Source organism: Allobosea sp. TAB14 (assembly GCF_052113865.1).
In the GTDB taxonomy this organism is placed as follows: Bacteria; Pseudomonadota; Alphaproteobacteria; order Rhizobiales; family Beijerinckiaceae; genus Allobosea; species Allobosea spartocytisi.
The window spans coordinates 1-19,090 of sequence record NZ_JBFRDQ010000058.1; the positions used below are offsets into that span (position 1 = coordinate 1).

The 19,090-nt window shown below is 67.8% G+C and carries 17 protein-coding genes and 1 pseudogene; 3 read left to right on the forward strand and 15 right to left on the reverse strand.

Going from position 1 to position 19,090, the window contains the following annotated elements; all coding sequences use genetic code 11:
- Positions 1-37 precede the first annotated feature (37 nt).
- Positions 38-1,471, forward strand: a complete 1,434-nt coding sequence (locus AB4Y99_RS11065) for an amidohydrolase family protein (RefSeq protein ID WP_441523361.1) — start codon at positions 38-40, stop codon at positions 1,469-1,471.
- Between the two features lie 181 nt (positions 1,472-1,652).
- Here the strand turns inward: AB4Y99_RS11065 and AB4Y99_RS11070 are convergent.
- Positions 1,653-2,285 (reverse strand): annotated as a pseudogene (locus AB4Y99_RS11070) (polyphosphate kinase 2 family protein); the annotation flags it as partial.
- 320 nt (positions 2,286-2,605) lie between these two features.
- Here AB4Y99_RS11070 and AB4Y99_RS11075 point away from each other — a divergent pair.
- Positions 2,606-3,853 carry a flavin-dependent oxidoreductase gene (locus AB4Y99_RS11075; RefSeq protein WP_441523346.1) on the forward strand — a complete coding sequence of 416 codons (1,248 nt, stop codon included), beginning with the start codon at positions 2,606-2,608 and terminating at the stop codon, positions 3,851-3,853.
- On the opposite strand, the gene AB4Y99_RS11080 is transcribed toward AB4Y99_RS11075, so the two are convergent.
- The 8 genes from AB4Y99_RS11080 to katG all read right to left on the reverse strand — a co-directional run bounded on the left by AB4Y99_RS11080 (position 3,854) and on the right by katG (position 12,132).
- Positions 3,854-4,207: a PilZ domain-containing protein gene (locus AB4Y99_RS11080; RefSeq protein WP_038357636.1), complete on the reverse strand. Its 354-nt coding sequence runs from the start codon at positions 4,205-4,207 to the stop codon at positions 3,854-3,856.
- A gap of 162 nt (positions 4,208-4,369) precedes the next feature.
- Positions 4,370-4,828: a cupin domain-containing protein gene (locus tag AB4Y99_RS11085; protein ID WP_038357638.1), complete on the reverse strand. Its 459-nt coding sequence runs from the start codon at positions 4,826-4,828 to the stop codon at positions 4,370-4,372.
- Positions 4,829-4,888: 60 nt separating this feature from the next.
- Positions 4,889-5,587 carry an ABC transporter ATP-binding protein gene (locus tag AB4Y99_RS11090; RefSeq protein WP_441523347.1) on the reverse strand — a complete coding sequence of 233 codons (699 nt, stop codon included), beginning with the start codon at positions 5,585-5,587 and terminating at the stop codon, positions 4,889-4,891.
- A 2-nt stretch (positions 5,588-5,589) separates the two neighbouring features.
- Positions 5,590-6,339 carry an ABC transporter ATP-binding protein gene (locus tag AB4Y99_RS11095; protein ID WP_112764758.1) on the reverse strand — a complete coding sequence of 250 codons (750 nt, stop codon included), beginning with the start codon at positions 6,337-6,339 and terminating at the stop codon, positions 5,590-5,592.
- Positions 6,332-7,321 carry a branched-chain amino acid ABC transporter permease gene (locus AB4Y99_RS11100; protein WP_441523348.1) on the reverse strand — a complete coding sequence of 330 codons (990 nt, stop codon included), beginning with the start codon at positions 7,319-7,321 and terminating at the stop codon, positions 6,332-6,334. The genes AB4Y99_RS11095 and AB4Y99_RS11100 overlap by 8 nt, the downstream gene beginning before the upstream one ends.
- Positions 7,318-8,244, reverse strand: a complete 927-nt coding sequence (locus AB4Y99_RS11105) for a branched-chain amino acid ABC transporter permease (RefSeq protein ID WP_441523349.1) — start codon at positions 8,242-8,244, stop codon at positions 7,318-7,320. Before AB4Y99_RS11105 ends, AB4Y99_RS11100 begins: the two co-directional genes overlap by 4 nt.
- 185 nt (positions 8,245-8,429) lie before the next feature.
- On the reverse strand, positions 8,430-9,602 hold the full coding sequence (locus AB4Y99_RS11110; protein WP_038357646.1) for an ABC transporter substrate-binding protein: 1,173 nt from the start codon (positions 9,600-9,602) through the stop codon (positions 8,430-8,432).
- 352 nt (positions 9,603-9,954) lie between these two features.
- Positions 9,955-12,132, reverse strand: a complete 2,178-nt coding sequence (gene katG, locus AB4Y99_RS11115) for a catalase/peroxidase HPI (RefSeq protein ID WP_441523350.1) — start codon at positions 12,130-12,132, stop codon at positions 9,955-9,957.
- A gap of 323 nt (positions 12,133-12,455) precedes the next feature.
- Between katG and AB4Y99_RS11120 the strand changes: the two genes are divergently transcribed.
- Positions 12,456-13,364, forward strand: coding sequence for a hydrogen peroxide-inducible genes activator (locus AB4Y99_RS11120; protein ID WP_441523351.1), 909 nt, complete (start codon positions 12,456-12,458; stop codon positions 13,362-13,364).
- On the opposite strand, the gene AB4Y99_RS11125 is transcribed toward AB4Y99_RS11120, so the two are convergent.
- The 6 genes from AB4Y99_RS11125 to AB4Y99_RS11150 are packed head-to-tail and all read right to left on the reverse strand — an operon-like array spanning position 13,356 to position 19,085.
- Positions 13,356-14,225 (reverse strand): ABC transporter permease, encoded by an 870-nt coding sequence (locus AB4Y99_RS11125; RefSeq protein WP_441523352.1) that lies wholly within the window; start codon positions 14,223-14,225, stop codon positions 13,356-13,358. The two genes, AB4Y99_RS11120 and AB4Y99_RS11125, sit on opposite strands and share 9 nt — an antisense overlap.
- Positions 14,222-15,166, reverse strand: a complete 945-nt coding sequence (locus AB4Y99_RS11130; RefSeq protein ID WP_038357652.1) for an ABC transporter permease — start codon at positions 15,164-15,166, stop codon at positions 14,222-14,224. The genes AB4Y99_RS11125 and AB4Y99_RS11130 overlap by 4 nt, the downstream gene beginning before the upstream one ends.
- Positions 15,163-16,293, reverse strand: a complete 1,131-nt coding sequence (locus AB4Y99_RS11135) for an NAD(P)/FAD-dependent oxidoreductase (RefSeq protein WP_441523353.1) — start codon at positions 16,291-16,293, stop codon at positions 15,163-15,165. The genes AB4Y99_RS11130 and AB4Y99_RS11135 overlap by 4 nt, the downstream gene beginning before the upstream one ends.
- Positions 16,290-17,693 (reverse strand): FAD/NAD(P)-dependent oxidoreductase, encoded by a 1,404-nt coding sequence (locus AB4Y99_RS11140; protein WP_441523354.1) that lies wholly within the window; start codon positions 17,691-17,693, stop codon positions 16,290-16,292. Before AB4Y99_RS11140 ends, AB4Y99_RS11135 begins: the two co-directional genes overlap by 4 nt.
- Positions 17,690-17,986 (reverse strand): (2Fe-2S)-binding protein, encoded by a 297-nt coding sequence (locus tag AB4Y99_RS11145; protein WP_441523355.1) that lies wholly within the window; start codon positions 17,984-17,986, stop codon positions 17,690-17,692. Before AB4Y99_RS11145 ends, AB4Y99_RS11140 begins: the two co-directional genes overlap by 4 nt.
- Complete coding sequence (locus AB4Y99_RS11150) at positions 17,967-19,085, reverse strand: NAD(P)/FAD-dependent oxidoreductase (protein ID WP_441523356.1); 1,119 nt, start codon at positions 19,083-19,085, stop codon at positions 17,967-17,969. The genes AB4Y99_RS11145 and AB4Y99_RS11150 overlap by 20 nt, the downstream gene beginning before the upstream one ends.
- Positions 19,086-19,090: the final 5 nt, after the last annotated feature.

Consider the following 19,090-nt stretch of genomic DNA (forward strand, 5'->3'; position numbering starts at 1 on the left):
AGCCTGCGCCATGCCTTTGGGAGCGGAGGAGAACACCATGACGATCACGGTCATCAAGAACGCCGACATCGTTGTCGCCTGGGATGCGGAAGCGTCCCGCCACGTCTATCTGCACGATGCCGACGTCGCCTTCGCGGATGGCGCGATCAGCTTCGTCGGCAAGCGCTATGAGGGGCAGGCCGACGAGACGGTCGATGGGCGCGGGCGTATGGTCATGCCGGGCCTCGTCAACATCCATTCGCATCCGTCGAGCGAGCCGCTCAACAAGGGCTTCCTCGACGAGCTCGGCTCGCCCGCCCTCTACAACTCCTCGCTCTACGAGTTCATGCCGATCCTGCGGCCGGATGCCGAGGCGGTGCCGGCCTGCGTCGAGGTCGCCTATTCGGAATTGCTGCTGTCGGGCGTCACCACGGTCGCGGACCTGTCGGTCGCCCATCCCGGCTGGCTCGACCTCGCGGCCAATAGCGGCCTGCGCGTCTGCCTGTCGCCGATGTTCCGCTCGGCCCGCTGGTTCACCAGGAACGGCCATGTCGTCGAATACGAATGGGACGAGAAGGCCGGGCAGGCAGCCATGGCCCAGGCCCTCGACGTGATCGAGCAGGCGCAGAACCATCCCTCTGGACGTCTGTTCGGCATGGTCTGCCCCGCCCAGATCGACACCTGCAGCGAGGGGCTGATCAAGGATAGCCATGCCGAAGCCGGGCGCCGCGGGCTGCGCTGGCAGATCCATGCCGCGCAATCGACGGTGGAGTTCCACGAGATCACCCGCCGCCACGGCGTCTCGCCGATCCAGTGGCTCGAGAAGCTCGGCGTGCTCGGCGATACCAGCATCGTCGGCCACGCCATCTTCCTCGACGATTATCCGCGCGTCGCCTGGCACAGCCGGCGCGATCTCGCGCTGCTCGCCGAGACCGGCACGACCGTCGCCCATTGCCCCACGGTCTTCATGCGCCGTGGCATCGCGCTCGACGATTTCGGGCGCTACCGCCGGGCCGGCGTCCGCATCGGGCTCGGCACCGACACCTATCCGCACAACATGCTCGAGGAGATGCGCCATGCCGGCTATGTCGCCCGGCTGATGGCGGAGAGCCCGCGCACGCTCACCACAACCGATATCTTCGAGGCTGCGACCACGGCCGGCGCCGCCGCGCTCGGCCGCGACGACATCGGGCGGCTTGAAGCCGGCTGCAAGGCGGACCTCGTCATGGTCGATCTCGCCCATCCGATGATGCAGCCGCGCCGCGACCCCGTGCGCAGCATGGTCTATGCGGCCGCTGAGCGTGCCGTGGATCGCGTCTATGTCGATGGTCGGCTGGTCGTGGCCGACGGCACGGTGCTGACGATGGACTATCCCGATGCCGCCCGCCGCCTGCACGAGGCGCAGAAGCGCACCGAGGCCGCCGCGCCGGACTATGATTGGGCGAAACGCCCCGTCACCGACTATTCGCCGCTGACCTTCCCGAAGGGCTGAGGCGGTTCTCAGCGAGTAGGGGCGTCGCGAGCTTACACGCCCGTCATTGCGAGCGGAGCGAAGCAATCCAGCAGGACTGAGTGAGAGGTTCCACCTGGCTGCCCTGGATTGGTTCGTCGCTTTGCTCCTCGCCATGACGGTTCGCGTACCGGGCTACTCGGTGCGCCGCCGGCGCGCGTCCTCAAAAAACCTCGGGCACATACATCTCCGGCGGCACCGGATGGCGCAGATAATCCGGATTGCGCACGCGCTCGGGCAGCACGATCTCGGGCTTCGGCACGTTCTCATAGGGAATCTGGCCGAGCAGATGCGAGATCATGTTGAGGCGGGCGCGCTTCTTGTCCACCGCCTGCACGACCGACCACGGCGCATGCTCCGTATGGGTCCGCTCCAGCATCTCTTCCTTGGCCCGGGTGTAGTCCTCCCAGTGGACGCGGCTCTCCAGATCCATCGGCGAGAGCTTCCACTGCTTCAGGGGGTCCTCGATGCGCATACGGAAGCGGAATTCCTGCTCCTCGTCGGTGATCGAGAACCAGTACTTGATCAGGATGATGCCGGAGCGCACGAGCATATGCTCGAAATCCGGAACCGAGCGGAAGAACTCCTCCAGCTCCTCGGGGGTGCAGAAGCCCATCACCCGCTCGACGCCGGCGCGGTTGTACCAGGAGCGGTCGAACAGCACCATTTCGCCGGCGCTCGGCAGATGCGGGACATAGCGCTGGCAATACCAGGGGGTGCGCTCGCGCTCGGTCGGGGCGGGCGGGGCGTCGTCGCGGCGGCGGCGCGGGGGGAGACGCTGCGGCACGCGGTCCAGATTGTCGGGAGACATGCTGTCAACTCTATGCGTGACGGGTTGAAAGAAGACGGCGCGCGGTTCGACCGACAGCCGCCGGGACACAGTCCGAGCCATCGTCCAGCCAACATCGGCTTTATCTGTGGCCGACGTGACAGTTCGATGAAAAACAACGTCGGAGGGCCGGGGCGTTGTTCCGTCTTCGCTGTCCGATTTCGGTCGATGCCGATTGCGGCTGTGGACCGGAAACGCCGCGCCCGGCGGCAATTGACAAATCGAAAAGAGATATTTCAAACTTAAAATATCAGACCCAGGACAATGGGCGCATCAGGGAACGATGCATGCGGGTTATCATCGTTGGCGGCGGCATCGGCGGGTTGACCTTGGCGCTGATGCTGCATGCACGGGGCATCGGCGCGACTGTCTACGAACAGGCGGGGGAAATCCGCGAGGTCGGTGTCGGGATCAACACGCTGCCGCACGCGATCCGCGAGCTCGCCGAGCTCGGCCTGCTGCCGGCGCTCGACGAGGCCGGGATTCGCACGCGCGAACTCATCTATATGAACCGCTTCGGACAGGCGGTCTGGCGCGAGCCGCGCGGCCTGCATGCCGGCGCGCCGGTGCCGCAATTCTCGATCCATCGCGGGAGGCTTCAACGCCTCATCCGCGACGCGGTCGCCGAGCGGCTTGGCGAGGATGCGATCCGCACCGGCCGGCGCCTGCTTGGCTTCCTGCAGGATGAGGGCGGTGTCACCGCGCATTTCAGCGATGCCCGCTTCGGCGAGGCTGGCGAGACGGCGCGCGGCGACATCCTGGTGGGCGCCGACGGCATCCATTCGGCGGTCAGGGCTTTCTACTTCCCGAACCAGGGGACGCCGCGCTGGCAGGGTGTGCAGATGTGGCGCGGCGCCTGCGACTGGCCGGTCTTCCTCGACGGCGAGAGCATGATCATCGCCGGCGGCATGGCCGGCAAGCTTGTGCTGTACCCGATCGGCAAGGGGGCGACACCACAGACGCGATTGACCAACTGGGTCGTCAACATCCGCAATGGCGATCCCGAGCGGCCGCCGCCGAAGGAGGCCTGGTCGAAGTCGGGCCGCCTCGAGGATGTGCTGCCCTTCGCGCGCCGTTTCAGCGTGCCGGGCTTCGACATCCTCGGCCTGATCCGGGCGACTGCGACCTTCTGGGAGTACCCGATGTGCGACCGCGACCCGCTGCCGCGCTGGACCCATGGCCGCGTCACGCTGCTCGGCGATGCCGCCCATCCGATGTATCCGGTCGGCTCGAACGGCGCCTCGCAGGCGATCCTCGATGCGCGCTGCCTTGCCGACCGGCTGGCCAAAGCCGAGCATCCGCGCCAGGCGCTGGCAGCCTATGAGGCTGAGCGCTTGCCGGCGACGGCGGAGGTGGTGGCAATGAACCGGGTCGGCGGGCCGGAGCGGGTGATCGACGCGGTCGAGGCGCTGGCGCCGAACGGTTTCGACGATGTCGAGCGTGTGCTGAGCTACGCAAGGCGCGAGCAGATCGTGAAGTCCTATGCCGGCAAGGCCGGCTTCTCGGCCGAGCAACTGGCAACCCGCAAGGGTTGATCAACCGGCCTCGGTCAGCTGGCGGATGCGGGTCTTCAGACCGGCATTCGCCGTCTCGCAAGCCTTGAGCCGGCGCATCAGGTCGAGCGGCACGGCCTCCGCCGGGTCGGTGAAGACGATGCCGATCCGCTCGCCGCTGCGCCAGACCGTGCGTGCCGAATACTGACGCTGCCGCGAAGGGATTTCGAGCTCGAAGGACGGCGGCAGCGCAACGGCATCCGGCACGGCCATCAGCGCGCCGCTGCCGGACAGGTTCCGGATCGTGCAATCGAGTGTCGAGCGCCGGCCGTTGAAGGCCACGATCCCGCCGAGCAGCGTGCGCTGGCGCGGCGCGCGACGACGTTCGGTATCCATCGCTGTTGCGTTCCCCGAAAGACAACGACCCAAGGTTGCAGGGGCAGTTAAGCAGATCAGATCCGCGCGCTCACGCTTAGCGATTGATTATCCTTAACGGGCCATCACCGGCCAGGGGGCGATCGGCCGGCGAGGCGATGCTTTTCATGGGAATGTGCCGGCTCAGGCGCCTTCGGGCGGCGGCGGCAGGAAATCGACCTCGTGCTTGGCCGAGAGCGCGACGACATCCGCCGGCTTCTGCTCCGCCATGGAATGGATGCCCCAGAACAGATCGTAGAGCCGGCCGGTCGGCGAAACCCAGAACAGGCACTTCACCGTCGCGTCGCTCTTGTTGAACAGGCCATGCGGCACGTTGCGCGGCAGGCGGATCAGGTCTCCGGCGGTGGCGAAGCTCTCCTGCCCGTCGAGCACGAGATCGAGCCTTCCCTCCAGCATGTAGATGAACTCGTCCTGCGTCGTGTGGATATGCGGCGGCACGAAGGTGCCCGGCGGGAAGGTCGCGTGCCAGGAGAAGCTGTCCTGCGACAGCGTCTTCGGCACATAGGTCTGGCCGAGGATGTTCCAGGAAATCGCGTCCAGGCCTTCATTGGCGCGCGTCACGCCGGCAGTCAGCGGCTTCATGATCTTGCTCTCCTCATCAAGCCGGCCAGCGGACCGGGCGGCGGTTGGCGGTCGCTGCTGCTAGAAGTGCAGGAAGCGGTCCTTCACGGCGCTGTCGCTGCGCAATTCGGCGCTGGTGCCGCGCCAGACGACGCGCCCCTTCTCCAGCACGACATGGCGGTCGGCGATCCGGACCAGCGCATCGACGTTCTTGTCGATGACGAGAATGGATTCGCCTTCCGCCTTCAAGGCCGTCAGGCAGTTCCAGATCTCCTCGCGGATCAGGGGCGCGAGCCCCTCTGTCGCCTCGTCGAGGATGATCAGCTTGGGATTGGTCATCAGCGCCCGTCCGATCGCCAGCATCTGCTGCTCGCCGCCGGAGAGCTGGTTGCCGCGATTCTCTCGTCTTTCCCTGAGACGCGGGAAGAAGGCATAGATCCGCTCCAAGTCCCAGCGCTTCTTGCCGGAACGATCTGCTGCGGTCGCAATCAGATTTTCCTCGACCGAAAGCGTTGGAAAAATCTGCCGGCCTTCCGGCACCAGGCCGATGCCGGCCTGCGCGACGCGGAAGGGCGGGGCGCCGGTCAGGTCGCGGCCGCCGAAGGCGATGCGTCCGGCCTTGGCCGGCAAGAGGCCCATGATGGCGCGCACCGTCGTGGTCTTGCCCATGCCGTTGCGGCCGAGCAGAGTCACCACCTCGCCCTCGCCGACAGTGAGATCAACCCCGAACAGGATCTGCGCCTCACCATAGCCGGCATCGAGCCCTTCGACGCGGAGCATCGCTAGACCTCCTCGCCGAGATAGGCCTGCCGCACGGCCGGATCGGCCCGCACTGCCGCCGGCTCGCCCGAGGCGATGACGCCACCATAGACCAGCACCGTGACGCGGTCGGCGAGCGCAAAGACGGCGCTCATATCGTGCTCGACCAGCAGCATGGCGAAGCGGCCCTTGAGGCTCTTCAAAAGCGCGATCAATCGCTCGCCCTCCTCATGGCCGACGCCGGCGAGGGGCTCGTCGAGCAGGATGAGCTTTGGCTTGAGGGTCAGCGCCATCGCGATCTCCAGCGCGCGCTTCTCGCCATGCGAGAGGCTGCCGGCGGGAGCATGGGCGCGCTCGGTCAGGCCGACCGCCTCCAGCGCCTCCCAGGCGGGCGCATTGAGTGCCTCGTCGCGCGCCGCGTCGCGGAAGAGGGAGAGCGGGTGAGCGCTATGCGCCTGCACGCCGAGCGCGACATTCTCCAGCGCCGAAAGCGAGGCGATGGTCGAGGTGATCTGGAAGGTGCGGGCGAGTCCCGCTCGCGCCCGCTTCTGCGGCGGCAGATGGGTGATGTCCGTGCCTCCGAACAGGATCGCGCCGGAATCCGGCCGCAGCGTTCCGGAGATCTGGTGAACCAGCGTCGTCTTGCCCGCGCCATTGGGGCCGATCAGAGCGTGAAGCTCGCCCGGCGCGATTGAAAGGTCGACCCCGTCGGTGACCTTGAGCGCGCCGAAGGATTTGGCGAGCCCCTTCAGTGCGAGCGCCGGCTCAGCCATCGCGGCGCCCTCTGAGCTTGGTCATGAGGCCGGCGATGCCGCCCCGGGTGAACAGGACGAAGAGCACGATCAGCGGCCCGAAGATCGCCTTCCAGTTCTGGGTCCACGCCGAAAGCACATCCTCGGCGATCAGGAAGGCGAGCGCCCCGACGATGGCTCCGTGGAGAGAGCCGACGCCGCCGAGCACGACCATGAAGATCAATTCGCCCGAGCGCTGCCAGGACATGAAGGCAGGGCTGACGAAATCGGTCTGGTTGGCGAGCAGGAAGCCGGCGAGCCCCGCCATCATGCCGCTGATCACATAGGCGCCGAGCCGGACATGGTCGACATCGTAGCCGGTGACGGTGACGCGTACGGCGTTCTCGCGCGCGGCCCGCAGCACGCGGCCGAAGCGCGAGGCCACCAGCCGCCGCGCCAGCCAGTAGCAGAAGGCCAGCGTGCCGAGCGCGATGTAGTAGAAGCCGGTACGGTTGGCGAAGATTTCCCGGCCCAGCAGCGTGCTCTTCTCGTAGAGCGTCAGCCCGTCATCGCCGCCATAGGCGGAGAGCGCCTGGGCGAAATAGAAGGCCATTTGCCCGAAGGCGAGCGTGATCATGATGAAGGCGACGCCGCGCGTGCGCAGCGAGACATAGCCGGTCACCGCCGCGAAGAGGCCGCAGACGATGAGGATCACCGGCAGCGCGACCAGCAGCTCGGTCTGGCCCTCGGTGATCAGGATGCCGGCGCCATAGGCCCCGATCCCGATGAAGGCGGCATGGCCGAAGGAGACGAGGCCGCCGACGCCGAGGATGAGGTCGAGCGAGAGCGCCGCGATGGCGAAGATCATCGCCCGCGTCACCAATGTCAGCCAATGCGCGGGCAGGCCGAGCGCAGTGGCCAGCGGCAGCAGCGCGAGCAGGCCGAGGATGACGAGCGGCGCGAGCCGGCGGGCAGCGGGCAGCGCCGGGCGCCCGATGGCCGCGGATGTCGTGACCGCGCTCACGAGCGCCCCTTGGCCGGCAGCAGGCCTTCGGGCCGCACGAACAAGACCGCCGCCATGACGAGATAGATCAGCATGGAGGAGAGGGCGGCTCCCGTTGCGCGGGCCGAGGCGGGCGCCATGAACAGCCGCAGCAGATCGTTCATGAAGGAGCGGCCGAGCGTGTCGACGAGCCCGACGATCAGCGCGCCGACGAAGGCGCCGCGGATCGAGCCGATGCCGCCGACGACGATGACGACGAAGGCCAGGATCAGCACCGTGTCGCCCATGCCGGGCTCGACCGAGAGGATCGGCGCCGCCATCGTCCCGGCGAAGCCCGCGAGCATGGTGCCGAAGGCGAAGACGATCATGAAGAGCTTGCGGATATCGACACCGAGCGCCGAGACCATCGGCGCGTTGGAGGCGCCGGCCCGGAGCAGCATGCCGGTGCGCGTCTTCTCGACGACGAACCAGAGCAGCGCGCCGACGCCCAGGCCTGCCCCGATCAGCGCGAAGCGGTAGACGGGATAGAGGATACCGTCCATCAGCCGGACATTGCCCGACAGAAATTCGGGCACCGGCACGGAAAGAGGCGCCGCGCCCCAGATCATCTTCACCGCCTGGTTGAACAGCAGGATCAGGCCGAAGGTCGCCAGCACCTGGTCTAGATGGTCGCGTTCGTAGAGATGGCGGAAGACGAGGAATTCCAGCACCAGACCCAGCAGCAGCGCGGCGGCGAGCGCCAGGGCGAGTCCGAGCATGAAGGAGCCGGTCAGGCCGACGAAGGTCACGGCGAGATAGGCGCCGAGCATGTACTGGACGCCATGGGCGAGGTTGATGAAGTCCATCACGCCGAAGACCAGCGTCAGCCCGGCCGCGACCAGGAACAGCAGGATGCCGAACTGAAGCCCGTTGAGGAGCTGGACGATCAGGAGGCTTGTGGTCATGGGATCGGTGGCTCGCTCTGCCGTCGCGATCAACCTCGACCGTCATTCCGGGCGTAGCGAAGCGAAGGCCCGGAATCCATCGTAGAGCGCATTCCTTGCAGGACTCTGCCCTTCGATGGATCCTGGATCGGCGCCGCTTCGCGGCTTGTCCGGGATGACGGTGGCGGATGTGGCGCCGAGGCGCCTTATTTCAACCCGCAATCCTTGGCGTGCGGATCGGCGTAGTCGGTGAACACCTTCTCGGCGATCTCGGTCTGGAACTTGCCGTCCGCGCGCTTGGCGACCTTGACGAGATAGAAGTCCTGGATCGGGAAGCCGTTGGTGTTGAACTTGAACTTGCCGCGCAGCGAGGTGAAGTCGGCTTTCTTGATGGCGTCGCGCAGCTTGTCGGCATTGCCGGTGCCGCCGGCCGCCTTCACGGCGGAATCGATCAGCATCGCCGCATCATAGGCCTGCTGGGCGTAGGAGCCCGGCACGATCTTGTAGGCGGCTTCATAGGCCTTCACGAAGTCCTTCGTCTGCGGATTGTCCATGTTGGGCGCCCAGGTCATGCCGCCATAGAGCCCGACCGCCGCATCCTGCTGCGCCGGCAGGGTCGATTCATCGACCGTGAAGGCGGAGAGGAAGGGAATCTTGCCTTGCAGGCCGGCCTGCGACCACTGCTTGACGAAGTTGACGCCGAGCCCGCCGGGCAGGAAGGCGAAGACGACGTCGGGCTTGGTGGAGGCGATCTTGGCGAGGTCGGCCGAGAAGTCGAGCGCGTTCAGCGGGGCGTAGACCTCATCGACGATCTCGCCCTTGAAGTAGCGCTTGAAGCCGGCGAGCGAGTCCTTACCCGCCTGATAGTTCGGCGCGATGATATAGGCCCGCTTGTAGTTCTGGTCCTGCGCGTATTTGCCGAGGACCTCGTGCACCTGGTCGTTCTGGTAGGAGGTGACGAAGAAGTTCTTGTTGCAGGCCTTGCCCGCCATGGTGGACGGGCCGGCATTCGGGCTGATCAGGAAGGCGCCGGAATCGAGCACGGGCTTGGCGATCGCGCCCAGGATGTTGGAGAAGACCGGGCCGACGACGAAGGTCGGCTTCTCGCTCTCGACGAAGCTGCGCACCCGGTCGACCGCGACGTCGGGCTTCAATTCGTCGTCGATCACGGTGATCTTGACCGGCACGCCGCCGAGCTTGCCGCCATTCTTGTCGACCGCGAGCTGGAAGCCGTCGCGGACCTGCTGGCCGAGCGCGGCGCCGGGGCCGGTCAGGACGCTGACCACGCCGATCTTCATCGGCTCCTGCGCCTGGGCCGAGGCCATGGAGAGGGCCAGCGCGCCACAACCGAGCGCGAGTGCGAATTTGAGAGTCGTCATCGATGCCCTCCCGGGACGAACGAGCGAAAAAGGAGGCGCGGCCGGGTTCCCTCGGACTTCTTTGGCTCGCGCCGGAGCATAATGTTTCAAGCTTAAAATATCTGCAAGGGCTGCATGCTGAAATTTCGCGCAGACGGTGCCCGCCGTCCATCCCCGGCCGCGCAAAATCTTTGCCTGCGGGCTGCATCCCCGGGGCGCGTTTGGAAGGCCGGGGCGTTTTCAGGAAAACGCCGTCGTACCGGGGCAAGCCCGGGACGACGGCGCGATCCTGCGAGAGGCCGGTCCGTTCAGCGAATGACGGACCGGTTCGCGTGAGCGCCCGCCCGCAGGATGGCGGCCGGGCGTCGTTGCATCAGGCGATGTCGAAACGGTCGAGATTCATCACCTTCGTCCAGGCCGCCACGAAGTCCTTCACGAACTTCTCCCTGGCGTCCGTGCTGGCATAGACCTCCGCCAGCGCACGCAGGATCGAGTTCGAGCCGAAGACGAGGTCGGCGCGGGTGCCGGTCCATTTCGCGGCGCCGGTCTTGCGATCGGTGCCCTCGAACACGTCCTTGGCCTCGGAGGCGGCCTTCCACTGCGTGCCCATGTCGAGCAGGTTGACGAAGAAATCGTTCGTCAGCGCGCCCGGCCGGTTGGTCAGGATGCCGTGCTTGCCGCCGTCGGCGTTGATGTTGATGGCGCGCAGGCCGCCGATCAGCACCGTCAGCTCCGGCGCGGTCAGAGTCAGGAGCTGCGCCCGGTCGATCAGCGCGACCTCGGCCGGCACCTTCGCCCCGGCCTTCTGGGAGTTGCGGAAGCCGTCCAGGGCAGGCTCCATCACCGCGAAGGAATGGATGTCGGTCTGCTCCTGCTTGGCGTCAGTGCGGCCCGGCGTGAACGGCACGCTGACGTCATGGCCGGCGGCCTTCGCCGCCTGCTCGACGCCGACATTGCCGGCCAGCACGATGAGGTCGGCCAGCGAGATTTTCTGGTCGCCGTCGGCTTCCTTGTTGAACTGGCGCCGGATGCCGTCGAGCACCTCGATCACCTTGGCGAGCTGGGCAGGCCGGTTGACCTCCCAGTCCTTCTGGGGGCTGAGGCGGACGCGCGCACCGTTGGCGCCGCCGCGCTTGTCGCCGCCGCGGAAGGTCGCGGCCGAGGCCCAGGCCGTGCCGACCAGCTCGGAGACGGTGAGGCCGGAGGCCCGGATCTTCTCCTTGAGGGCGGCGATATCGGCCTCGCCGACCAGCGGATGATCGACGGCCGGCACCACATCCTGCCAGATCAGCTCTTCCTTCGGCACTTCCGGGCCGAGATAGCGCGAGCGCGGGCCGAGATCGCGATGGGTCAGCTTGAACCAGGCGCGGGCGAAGGCTTCCGCGAAGGCCTGCGGGTTCTCGAGGAACCGGCGCGAGATCTTCTCGTAGACCGGGTCGAAGCGCAGCGACAGGTCGGTCGTCAGCATCGTCGGCTTGTGCTTCTTCGCCGGATCATGGGCGTCGGGGATGACCGCCTCGGCATCCTTCGCCTCCCACTGGATGGCGCCGCCGGGGCTGCGGGTCTGAACCCATTCGTATTTGAACAGGTTCTCGAAGAAGTGGTTGCTCCACTGCGCCGGGGTCTGCGTCCAGGTGACCTCGAGGCCGCTGCCGACCGCATCGGCGCCATGGCCGGTGCCGTAATTGCTGGCCCAGCCGAGACCCTGCGCCTCCAGCTCGGCGGCTTCGGGATCAGGACCCTTGTGGGATTCCGGCGCAGCGCCATGCGTCTTGCCGAAGGTGTGGCCGCCGCCGATCAGCGCGACGGTCTCCTCGTCGTTCATCGCCATCCGGGCGAAGGTCTCGCGGATGAAATGCGCGGCCGAGACCGGATCGCCATTGGCGCCCGGACCTTCCGGATTGACGTAGATCAGGCCCATCTCGGTGGCGCTGAGCGGCGCGTCGAATGCGTCGAGCGGGCGATGGGTCAGCCAGGCGGTCTCGGCGCCCCAGTTCACGTCATTGTCGGGCTCCCAGGTGTCCTCGCGGCCGCCGGCGAAGCCGAAGGTGCGGAAGCCCATGGTCTCCAGCGCGACATTGCCGGTCAGGATCATCAGGTCGGCCCAGGAGATGGCCTGGCCGTATTTCTGCTTGATCGGCCAGAGCAGGCGGCGCGACTTGTCGATGTTGACGTTGTCCGGCCAGCTGTTGAGCGGGGCGAAGCGCTGCTGGCCACGGCCGCCGCCGCCGCGACCGTCCGCGAGGCGATAGGTGCCGGCGGAATGCCAGGACATGCGGATGAACTGCGGGCCGTAATGGCCGAAATCGGCCGGCCACCAATCCTGCGATTCGGTCATCAGCTTGCGCAGGTCGTTCTTCAGCGCCTCATAGTCGAGCTTCTCGAACGCCTTGCGGTAGCTGAAGGTCTGATCCAGCGGATCGGACTTGGCCGAGTGCTGGTTCAGCAGGTCGACGGGCAGCTGGCTCGGCCACCAGTCGCGATTCTGCCGGGCGCCGCCGCCATGGGCGACGGGGCATTTGCCCGTGCTGTCCTCAGTCTTCGCGTTCATGTTTCTCTCCGGGCTTGGCTGGGCTGAAGGCATGGTTCCATGACGATCGGAGCCTTGCCCTCGGGGAGCGGCTCCTCCTGTCAGGATCAGTGGGGCGAAAGGGCGTCGGGCGATCGGGGCATCCGAACCGGACGGGCTTGCCGAGCGAAGGCGGGGCACGGCACGCGAGCGGGCCGGCGGAAGCCGGGGGCCGAAACAGCGCTGGCCTTCGCGGTGCGTGGCGGTCGTGACATCTGCTGCACCCCTCTTCGCTGCTAGCCTCTTAGCAAAGCGGTTTCATTATTTTAATTCCGATTTTCTGATTGCATCGATAAGTTGAAATTATGACGAACCTGACACTCAAGCAGCTTCGCTATTTCGAGGCGCTGGCGCGGCACGGTCATTTCGGACGCGCGGCCGAGGCGTGCTCGATCTCGCAGCCGGCCCTGTCGATGCAGATCAAGGTTCTCGAGGGCGAGCTCGGCTCCGATCTCTTCGAGAGAGGCGGGCGCCAGGTTCGCCTGACGCGTTTCGGCGAGGGAATCGCGGAGCGGGCGAGGGAGATCCTGCGCTCGTTCGACGAGCTGGAAGGCTATGCCCGCGCCTCCCGCGGCGGGCAGGTCGCGCGGTTGCGCATCGGCGTGATCCCGACGGTCGCGCCCTATCTGCTGCCGAACCTCATCGGCGATCTCACCCGCCTGCATGGCGGCCTCGACCTCCATGTGCGCGAGACGCTGACGCCGAAGCTGGTCGAGGAATTGAACGAGGGGCGCCTCGACATGGCGATCGTCGCCTTGCCGGTATCGGAGCCGTCCCTGACCGAGGTCGCGCTGTTCACCGAGAGCTTCGTCCTTCTCCGCCCGCGCGCGGATGACGGGAAGCCCGCCCCGAGCCGCGAGGCGCTGCGCGAGATGAGGCTGCTGCTGCTCGAGGAGGGGCATTGCTTCCGTGATCAGGCCCTCTCCTTCTGCAATACCAGACCGCGTGCCGCGCAGCCGCGTGACCTTTTGGATGCGAGTTCGCTGTCGACGCTGGTCCAGATGGTCGATGCCGGTCTCGGCGTCACCCTGATCCCGGAAATGGCCGTGGCGGTCGAGACGCGCTCGGCATCCGTCTCCATCGTGCGCTTTGAGGCGCCCCAGCCCTCCCGCACGATCGGCATGGTCTGGCGCAGGACGAGCCCGCTGGGCCCCCAGCTCCGCGAGATATCGGAGGTGGTTCGCCAGTCGGCGAGACCGTTGCCCTCACCGTGAGCGGGAGCGCGGGTCCGAGGCGTCGCGCAGGGCATCGCCGAGCAGGTTGAGCGCGAGCACCGTTGCCAGGATCGCGAGGCTCGGAAAGACCGCGAGCCACCAGGCGTCCAGGATGTTCTCGAAGCCTTCCCGGATCATGCCGCCCCTGGTGGCGGCGGGGGGCGGCACGCCGAGCCCGATGAAGCTCAGCGAGGCTTCCGTGCGGATCGCCGATGCCAGCCAGAGCGAGCTCATCACCACCACATCCGACAGCATGTTGGGCAGGATGTGCCGCGTCATGATCCGGAACGGCCCGCAGCCATAGGAGCGGCTCGCCTCGACGAAGTCGCGCTGGCGCAGCGTGATCGTCGGGGCGCGGGCCACGCGGGCGAAGGGCGCGATCTCGGTGACCGCGATCGCGATGATCAGGTTCTCCAGGCTCGCCCCCAGCATCGCCGCGATCATCAGGCCGAGCAGCAGGGTCGGGAACGCCAGCAGCACGTCGAGCACGCCCATGACGAGCTGGTCGAAGAGGCCGCCGATATAGCCGGCGATGACGCCGATCGCCGTGCCGATCAGCATGGCGATGAGGATCGCGACGAAGCCGACGAAGAGCGAGATGCGCGCCCCGTAGATCAGGCGCGAGAGCACGTCGCGGCCATAGGAATCGGTACCGAGCCAGAACTCGGCCGAAGGTGGTTCGAGCCGCGCGACGATGTTCTGCTCGAGCGGATCGTGCGGCGCGAGCCAGGGCGCGAACACCGCGACGAAGACGATCAGGCCGAGCAGGAGGAGGCCGATCCAGGCGAGCTTGTTCTGGCTGAAGGCGAGCCAGAGGCCGCCCGGCCGAATCTCGATGGTCGTGGAGGCGACGGCGCTCATGTGTATTTCACCCTCGGATCGACGAGGCCATAGGCCATGTCCGTCACGGTGTTCACGATGATCACGCAGATGGCGAAGATGATCATCAGCCCCTGCAGCAGCGTGTAGTCGCGGGCGTTGAGCGCGCCGATGATCAGCTTGCCCAGGCCCGGCCGGTTGAAGATGATCTCGGTCAGCACCGAATTGCCGATCAGCGTGCCGAAATAGAGCCCGACCACCGTGATGATCGGGATCAGGCTGTTGCGCAGCGCATGGGTGACGACGAGCCGGGTCGGGCTCACCCCCTTGGCGCGGGCGGTGCGGATATAGTCCTCGGTGAGGACGCCGAGCATCGCCGCACGCGTCACCCGCATCACATAGGCCGTCATGATGATGCCGAGATTGAGCGCCGGCAGCGCCAGCGCACGCAGGCGCTCCGTCAGGTCGCCCGAGCCGCTGGTATTGCCCAGCACGGGGAACCAGCCGAGCTGGATGGCGAAGACGATCAGCATCAGGATGCCGGAGACGAAGGCCGGGAAGGAGAGCCCGACCAGGGAGACGACGCGCGCGACATAGTCGATCCAGCCATTGCGGCTGAGCGCGGCGGCGACGCCGAGCGGCAGGCCGAAGACGAGGCCGATGGCGACGGCGGCGACCGTCAGTTCGATGGTCGAGGGCAGGACGAGCAGCACCTCCTGGATGACGCTGCGGCCGCTGCTGAGGGACTGGCCGAGATCGCCGGTGAGCACCTTGCCGATGAACGCGAGGTACTGGACATGGACCGGCTGGTCGAGGCCGAGCTTCTCGCGCAGGGCCGCGAGCGAGGCGGCGCTCGCCTGATCGCCGAGGATGACGGAAGCGGCATCGCCCGGCACGAGCCTGACCAGCACGAAGATCGCCGTCAGCATCACGAACAGCGTGGGAATGGCGAGCAGGAGGCGCCTGACAACGAAGCTCGTCATGCCGCGGCCCTTTCCTGCATCAGGCGTTGCGGCGCGAAGGCTGCGATCTCGCGCCGGGTGTGGCCTTCGACGACGAGCTCGGCCAGGATCGAGCCGACGACCGGGACGAGCTGGAAGCCGTGCCCGGAGAAGCCGAAGGCATGGAAGAGGCCGGGCGCATTCGGCGAGGCGCCGATCACCGGCAGGCGGTCGCGCGTCTGCGCCTCGATTCCGGTCCAGCAACGGGCGATGCGGACCCCGTGCACGGCCGGGAAGAGGTCGCTCGACGCGCGCGCGCCCTTGGCCAGCTCGCTGAAGTTCACCGTGCTGCTTTCCCGGTCGAGATCGGCCGCGCCTTGCAGGCCGCCGCCGATCACCAGCGTGCCCTGGTCCGACTGCTTGAAGGAGAGCGCCCGGCCGACCACGCTGACCACGGGGTCGAGCAGCGGCGCGAGGCGCTCGGTCACGATCATCATCGAGGCGCGCACGCCGAGCGCGATGTCGTCGCCGAACAAGGCCGCCAGCCGAGCCGCCCAGGCGCCGGCCGCATTGACCACGACCGGCGCGCAGAAGCGGCGATCGCCGCAGGCGAGCAGCCAGTCCGGGCCCTGCCGGTCGACCGCCTCGACGCCGCAACCCTCGGCGATGACGACGCCCTCGGCCTCGCAGGCACGGCGGAAGGCGAGGATGGTCCGGTGCGGATCGGCCGCGCCGTCGCGTCGCGCGACCAGCGCGCCGACGCAATGCGGGCTCAGCGCCGGCACAAGGCGGCGCAGTTCCTTCGCATCGACCAGCTCCTCATGACTGTGCCCGAGCGCGCGCATCTTCGCCTCGCGCTGGAGCAGGGCCGGCATATGCTCGTCGCGTTCCGCGACGTTGACCTGGCCACGGGCGTGAAAGCCGCAATCGTCGCCGACGATCTCGGCGATGCGATGCCACATCGCCATGGCCTCGAGCGAGATCGGCACCTCCGCGATGTCGCGGTTGAGCGTGCGCACCCCGGCAGCCGTGGCGCCCGAGGCGTGCCGGCCCGTCCAACGTCGCTCGATCACCGTGACGCGGCGGCCGGCGCGGGCCAGATGCAGCGCGGCGGACAGGCCGTGCAGCCCGCCCCCCACCACCGCGACATCGAAGGCCTCGATGCTCATGCCGCCGGCTCCTGCTCGTCGAGGCTGGCGAGTTCGCCGAGCGTCACGGGCTTCAAGGGCGGCCGGATGCGGTAGAAGCCGACCTCCTCGACAGGCCGGTTCTGAACCGCCGCAACGATATGGGCCATGGTGTAGCCGCATTGCCGCCCCTGGCAGGGGCCCATGCCGGCGCGGGTGAAGGCCTTGAGCTGGTTCGGCCCGGGCCGCCCCTGCGCAGCGCGGATGCGCAATTCGCCGGCCGTGACCTCCTCGCAGCGGCACACCAGCGTCTCGTCGGCGGGCGCGAAGACCTGCGGGCGCGGCGCGTAGAGAGCATCGAGGAAAGGCCGCAGCGCGAGCGCGCGTGACAGCGTGGCTTGCTCCGGACGCGCGGCGGCCTCGGCCGCATCGTCCCGCAGCTTTCCGAGCTTGGTGGCGACACGCAGCGCCGCGAGCCGCCCACGCGGCTCGGCCGCCTCGGCCCCGCCGATGCCGGCGCCGTCGCCGGCGACGAAGACATTCGCCTGCGAGGTTTCGCCCCAGGTGTCGAGCACGGGGATCTGGCAATGCTGGCCGGCATCCCATCTGACCGCGCAGCTCAGCGCGAGCGGGGCATGGATATTGGGCACAACGCCCTCATGGACGAGCAGCACCTCGGCGGCGACATCGCCTTCCCGGCCGTCCTGCGTGCGGTAATGCAGGCTTTCGAGACGCCCGTCGCCTTCGGCACGCAGCTCCGCGACATGGCGGATGATCGGGAAGCCGGCCCGTTTCAGCGCGAGCGACCAGGACAGGCCCTTGACGAGGTCGCCGAAGCGTCCGAGCCCCTGCGGCAGATGGCGCAGCGCCGCGCCGACCCGTCCGCGCGGCGTGGTGTCGAGGAAGCCGGCGATCTTGCCGCCCGCCGCCAGAAGCTGCGTCATGTAGAGCAATGGCAGCGGCCCGCAGCCAGCGATCCAGACCGGCTTGTCCGGGACGGAATCGGCGGTCTTCAGCAGGATCTGCGCCGCGCCGACCGTCAGCACGCCCGGCAGCGTCCAGCCCGGGAAGGGCACCGGGCGCTCCTGCGCACCGGTGGCGAGGATGATCGCCTCAGCGGTCACGCTGCGGGCCCGGCCGTCGCGGGTCAGGAAGGCGCGAAACCCCGGCTCGATCTGCCAGAGCTGGCTCTGCGGCTCGTAGAGGGCGCCGCAGGCGCGAAAGGCGGCGGCGCGGTCGATGCCGGCGCGATAGGCTTCGCCCAGCCGCGCCAGGCGCGGCGTCGCAGCGACGGTCTCGATAGCGCGCCAGATCTGGCCGCCGGGCGCCGGCTGATCGTCGACCACCCGCACGGACAAGCCATGGCGACGGGCTGTCACGGCAGCGGCCATGCCGGCCGGCCCCGCGCCGACGATCAGGAGATCGGTATGATGATCGCTCATGCCGAGAGGCTCCGGCGTCCTTGCTGGCGGGCCACGGACATGCCGTCCCGCACCGGGGTCAGGCAGCTCTGCACGGAGCCCTGGCCATCGACCTCGACGAGGCATTCGAAACAGACGCCCATCATGCAATAAGGCGCCCGGCGGCTTTCCGAGACCGGCGTGGTCCGGTTCCAGCCTTCGGGCTGGCGCAGCAGCACGGCGGCGACGCTCTCTCCGGCTTCGGCCCGGACCGGGCGTCCGTCGATATGGACCGTGACGGCGGACGGCCCTGGATCATGCAGCTTGCGGAACATCGAAGCGTCTCTGGTGGAAGGGAGAAAAGGTTTCGGAGAGCGAACCGGCCGTGATCGCCTCGGCGAGGGGATCGGCATGGAAGGCCGCGAGCGTCACGCCGGAATGGCAGAGCGCGACGAAGGCGCCGGGATGGCTCTCCGATTGCGCGTAGATCGGGTAGCCGTCGGGCGTCATGATCCGCAGGCCCGCCCATTGCCGGACGAGCCCGACATGTGCGAGCGCGGGAATGGTCCGGACCGTCTTGCGGCTCAGCGAGGCGGCGGCTTCGGTGGTGGTCGAGGCATCGAAGCCGACTTCGTCCTTGGTCGCGCCGATCATCACCGTGCCTTCCGCTGTCTGGCGCAGGCCGCTGGCGGGGAGGGGCAGGAAGGGGGAGAGTCGCTCGGTGACGAGCACCTGGCCCCGTTCCGGATGCACCGGCACATCGAGCCCGACCTGCCGGCCGAGAGCCACCGAGCCGAGCCCGGCGGCGATGACGATGCGCGGCGCCGTCAATGTCTCGCCGTCGAGGATGAGGCGAAAATCGGCGCCGGCCCGCTCGATCCGCTCGACGCGGGCGCGATGACGGATGTGGCCGCCGAGGCGGACCAGCCCGCCATGCAGCGCCGCCAGAAGCCGCAGCGGATTGGCGTGGCCGTCATGCCGGCCGAAGCTTGCGCCCGTCACGTCGGGACCGAGCCCGGCCTTGGGCAGCAGGCGCTCCAGCGCCGGCCGGTCGAGCATCTCCCAGTCCGGCTCGCCGTCGCCGCGCTGGTTGTGCAGGCGCATCAGGTCGAGGCGGCGCTTCTCGAAGGCCTCCTCCCCGAGGCAGAAGGTGAGGCCGCCATTCTGCTCGTAAGCGAGATCGCTCCCCGTCTCGGCTTCGAGCGCATCGGAAAAACCGCGCCACAGGGCGATGCTCCGGCGCGTCAGGGCCTGATAGGCCGGCATGCCGAGCCCCTTGCCCTGCAGCCAGACCAGGCCGAAATTGGCGCGGGCCGCGCGGAAGTCGCCATCGTCGCCGTCGAGCAGCAGCACGTTCTGGCGTCGCTTCGCCAGGCCGTAGGCGATGGCTGCCCCGACCGTTCCCCCTCCGATGACGACGATGTCAGGCCGCATGTGAA

Excerpts from the sequence above, each read along its gene's own strand:
- AB4Y99_RS11065 (WP_441523361.1), top strand. The coding sequence starts at position 38 with ATGACGATCACGGTCATCAAGAACGCCGACATCGTTGTCGCCTGGGAT.
- AB4Y99_RS11075 (WP_441523346.1), top strand. The coding sequence starts at position 2,606 with ATGCGGGTTATCATCGTTGGCGGCGGCATCGGCGGGTTGACCTTGGCG.
- AB4Y99_RS11080 (WP_038357636.1), bottom strand. The coding sequence starts at position 4,207 with ATGGATACCGAACGTCGTCGCGCGCCGCGCCAGCGCACGCTGCTCGGC.
- AB4Y99_RS11085 (WP_038357638.1), bottom strand. The coding sequence starts at position 4,828 with ATGAAGCCGCTGACTGCCGGCGTGACGCGCGCCAATGAAGGCCTGGAC.
- AB4Y99_RS11090 (WP_441523347.1), bottom strand. The coding sequence starts at position 5,587 with ATGCTCCGCGTCGAAGGGCTCGATGCCGGCTATGGTGAGGCGCAGATC.
- AB4Y99_RS11095 (WP_112764758.1), bottom strand. The coding sequence starts at position 6,339 with ATGGCTGAGCCGGCGCTCGCACTGAAGGGGCTCGCCAAATCCTTCGGC.
- AB4Y99_RS11105 (WP_441523349.1), bottom strand. The coding sequence starts at position 8,244 with ATGACCACAAGCCTCCTGATCGTCCAGCTCCTCAACGGGCTTCAGTTC.
- AB4Y99_RS11110 (WP_038357646.1), bottom strand. The coding sequence starts at position 9,602 with ATGACGACTCTCAAATTCGCACTCGCGCTCGGTTGTGGCGCGCTGGCC.
- katG (WP_441523350.1), bottom strand. The coding sequence starts at position 12,132 with ATGAACGCGAAGACTGAGGACAGCACGGGCAAATGCCCCGTCGCCCAT.
- AB4Y99_RS11120 (WP_441523351.1), top strand. The coding sequence starts at position 12,456 with ATGACGAACCTGACACTCAAGCAGCTTCGCTATTTCGAGGCGCTGGCG.
- AB4Y99_RS11125 (WP_441523352.1), bottom strand. The coding sequence starts at position 14,225 with ATGAGCGCCGTCGCCTCCACGACCATCGAGATTCGGCCGGGCGGCCTC.
- AB4Y99_RS11130 (WP_038357652.1), bottom strand. The coding sequence starts at position 15,166 with ATGACGAGCTTCGTTGTCAGGCGCCTCCTGCTCGCCATTCCCACGCTG.
- AB4Y99_RS11135 (WP_441523353.1), bottom strand. The coding sequence starts at position 16,293 with ATGAGCATCGAGGCCTTCGATGTCGCGGTGGTGGGGGGCGGGCTGCAC.
- AB4Y99_RS11140 (WP_441523354.1), bottom strand. The coding sequence starts at position 17,693 with ATGAGCGATCATCATACCGATCTCCTGATCGTCGGCGCGGGGCCGGCC.
- AB4Y99_RS11145 (WP_441523355.1), bottom strand. The coding sequence starts at position 17,986 with ATGTTCCGCAAGCTGCATGATCCAGGGCCGTCCGCCGTCACGGTCCAT.
- AB4Y99_RS11150 (WP_441523356.1), bottom strand. The coding sequence starts at position 19,085 with ATGCGGCCTGACATCGTCGTCATCGGAGGGGGAACGGTCGGGGCAGCC.